Source organism: Mesorhizobium sp. M4A.F.Ca.ET.022.05.2.1 (genome assembly GCF_003998845.1).
In the GTDB taxonomy this organism is placed as follows: Bacteria; Pseudomonadota; Alphaproteobacteria; order Rhizobiales; family Rhizobiaceae; genus Mesorhizobium.
On sequence record NZ_RZOJ01000592.1, the window covers coordinates 1 to 2,697 of the forward strand.

A 2,697-nucleotide genomic window follows, 5' to 3' on the forward strand; every position below is an offset into this window, starting at 1 on the left:
GGGCTGGCCAGTGGCGACCGCCCATTGCCGGGCGAGCTTGATGCAGGATTCCGTTGCTTCTGAGCCGCCGGAGACGAAGAAAATGCGGTCCATTCCCTCGGGAAGTCTTCGCGCCAACTCTCGTGCGAGCTCCTCGGCCGGCTCGTTCTCGAAATGCAGCCGGTAGGCGAAGGTGGTCTTGTCCATCTGCCGCTTCATGGCGTCGAGCACATTGCGGTTGGAATGGCCGATATTGGCGACCATCGGCCCGCTTGATCCGTCGATGAAGCGGCGGCCGTCCTTGGTCCAGAAATAGATGCCTTCGGCGCGATCGACGAGCGGCCGGCGCAGGCTGGACAGATAGAACAGATGCGACCGCGGCCGCGCTTCGGCGTCAGGGGCAGGCTGGACTTGCGGTTTCGGCATGTCAGGACTTTCCGAGATAGCGATCGAGAACATTTTTCGTCACGCGCTCGACCATCGCGTCCTGCCTTAGCAGGCCGGCGACCCATTCGCAGCTTCCGGCATGGAACACCTCGCCCTTGCCGCGCGGGAAATTGACGATCATGCCATTGCCGCGCTTGACCTTGTCGAGATTGGCGTCGCTCGCCTCGCCGAACAGAGTCTCGGCGGTGAAGCGGCCGTCCTCGTCGGTCAGGAACTGATCCTCGATCGGGATGTCGGCGCTTTCCTCGACCTGGCTCGCCATGCCGACTGCCAGCACCTGCAGGCCGTCCGGCGCGCCGCTCTCCGCGGTTGGGTAGGGCAGGCCGCCGCGGATCTCGAAATCGAGCCCATCGACCTCATAGCCGTAGACGTGGCTGTCGGCGCCAAGCAGGTCGCCATAGTAGATGCCGGTCCCGCCGAAGGCCCAGTGCTCGGGGCGATAGACCGGGAAGCCGCGCACGCCGCGCGGCGCGCAGCCGCCCCAGCCGGCATAAACGCCCCTGGTGGCATTGAGGCCGAAGGTTGCAGAACCCGGCCGGCCGATCTCGGGCGCTTCCCAGGAGTTGGTTGCGCGCCTGACGTCGCCGCCGCGATAGGCCGGGTCCTCGGCACGCGCCCGGTATTTGTAGCAGACCTGCCGCCGCCCCTCGTCTTCCAGCCTGGTCTGCCACATGAAATTGCCGGCAAAGCGCGCCGCGTGGCCGCCACGCTCCACATAGGCGTCGACCGCGTCGCGCATCTCCCAGGTCCAGTATTCGTCATGGCCGACGAAGACGACGCAGTCATAGCCGTCGAGGATATCGGGCGCAAAGTGCAATTCGTGCTGGCTGGCGAGATCGATCGCGTAGCCGGCGCGCTCGGCGAAGCGGAAGAAATGGCTGTCATAGCTCGCCCAGCCGGACGAGGCGTATTTCTTCGAATGGCCGGTGGCGAGGGCCCATTCCATGTGCGGATATCGCGGAACGGTCTTCGGCGGCACCGCGACCTCCAGCGGCACGCGCGGCGCCTCCTTCGGCAGCACGACGAAGCCGCGGCACCAGGGACGCTGCGTCGACACCATCGTGGCGTATTGGTCCCGGTTCGGGCCGGTGATGCCCTGATAGTGGTTGGAGCCGCCCCAGGTGTTGTAAGCGAGCCAGGTTCCCGTCGCCGCGACCTGCAGCAAGCGGCCGGGTTTCTTGCCGGGCAGGGGCGTGACGATGAAGAGGTGATGGCTCTGGATCGGCGTGCCGTCGCGGCCCTCGGCCGTGAGCGTGACGCGGTAGGCGCCGGACGGCCAGGCATCGCCGATGCGGAACTCGAAGGAAGTGTCCCAGCCGCAGCCTTCGACCGAACATTGGTCGGGCGTCTCCTGCCAGCGCGCCGCGATGCCGGTTTTTTCGAACACCCTTGTTTCGGCGCCGCCGTCGCGAACAATCGTGATGCCGAATTGCGGCGCCGTCGCGCTGACATGCAACGCCACCGTTTCGCCGGGGCGGTACGAAAAACGGTCGCTGTAGCACCAGATCTCGCCGCGCGCACCGTCCATGCCGGGCCATTCGTAATAATGGCCGCGCACCGCCTCGCGACGCTGCTCGGGCGTCAGCCCGAAATCGGGGAATTCGGTCGGCAGTCGCGTCAATGAACACCTGAAACCAACAGGCCGTCATTGAGACCATTGGCCGGCCAAGCGTCAAATGGAAACGATCGGGCCAGCAAGTGGCCCTTGGCCATATCCGGCAAACAGACTATCTCATGTCGGGGTGACATTTCAGCGCCGGGAGCCAGGATGCTGCGCGTGCAAAAGGTCAAGGTCGACGACATCTACGTGCCCGCCGCGCGGCGTAAGACGCTGCATCCGGAAACGGTCCGCCATCTGGCCGAGGACATTCTCGAAAACGGTATGAAAATGCCGATCCAGGTCCGCCACGACGGCAAGCGCCACATTCTGGTTGAAGGCCTGCACCGGCTGGAAGCCGCCAAATGGCTGGGCGAGACCGAGATCGACGCCTATCTGGTGCAGGCCAAGCGCCACTAACCAATTTCACATCAGCTGCAAATTTTCTCGCGGCCATGTCGGCTGGCGCTCTGCCGTCGCGTCCTTGGGGCACAACTGGAGGAGACCAAATGCCCAAGACCCTGTTTTTCGCCCTGCTCGCTTCGGCCGTGGCCCTGATTGCCGCGCCAAATGCACAATCCGAGGAGACAAAGCCTGCCATGACCGCTGCCACCAAAGCCGCTGCGAAGCCGGAGAAATCCGGCCTGCTGCCGATCGACGGCCTGAATTACTAC

3 protein-coding genes are annotated in these 2,697 nt (G+C 64.7%); 1 reads left to right on the plus strand and 2 read right to left on the minus strand.

The annotated features are described in order from the left end of the window. Together EN745_RS33250 and EN745_RS33255 are read right to left on the minus strand one after the other, a co-directional pair. Nucleotides 1-405: aminotransferase class III-fold pyridoxal phosphate-dependent enzyme (locus EN745_RS33250; protein ID WP_145992287.1), on the minus strand; the 405-nt coding region annotated here is incomplete at its 3' end. A 1-nt stretch (nucleotide 406) separates the two neighbouring features. Next, nucleotides 407-2,047: a N,N-dimethylformamidase beta subunit family domain-containing protein gene (locus tag EN745_RS33255; protein WP_127423197.1), complete on the minus strand. Its 1,641-nt coding sequence runs from the start codon at nucleotides 2,045-2,047 to the stop codon at nucleotides 407-409. 147 nt (nucleotides 2,048-2,194) lie between these two features. On the opposite strand from EN745_RS33255, the gene EN745_RS33260 reads away from it, so the two are divergent. Then, entirely contained in the window at nucleotides 2,195-2,443 is a 249-nt protein-coding gene (locus EN745_RS33260) for a ParB N-terminal domain-containing protein (RefSeq protein WP_126054808.1), read from the plus strand. Nucleotides 2,444-2,697 lie beyond the last annotated feature (254 nt).

What these genes read in the sequence shown, in the direction of transcription:
- EN745_RS33260 (WP_126054808.1), top strand. Translation starts at nt 2,195, where the DNA reads ATGCTGCGCGTGCAAAAGGTCAAGGTCGACGACATCTACGTGCCCGCC.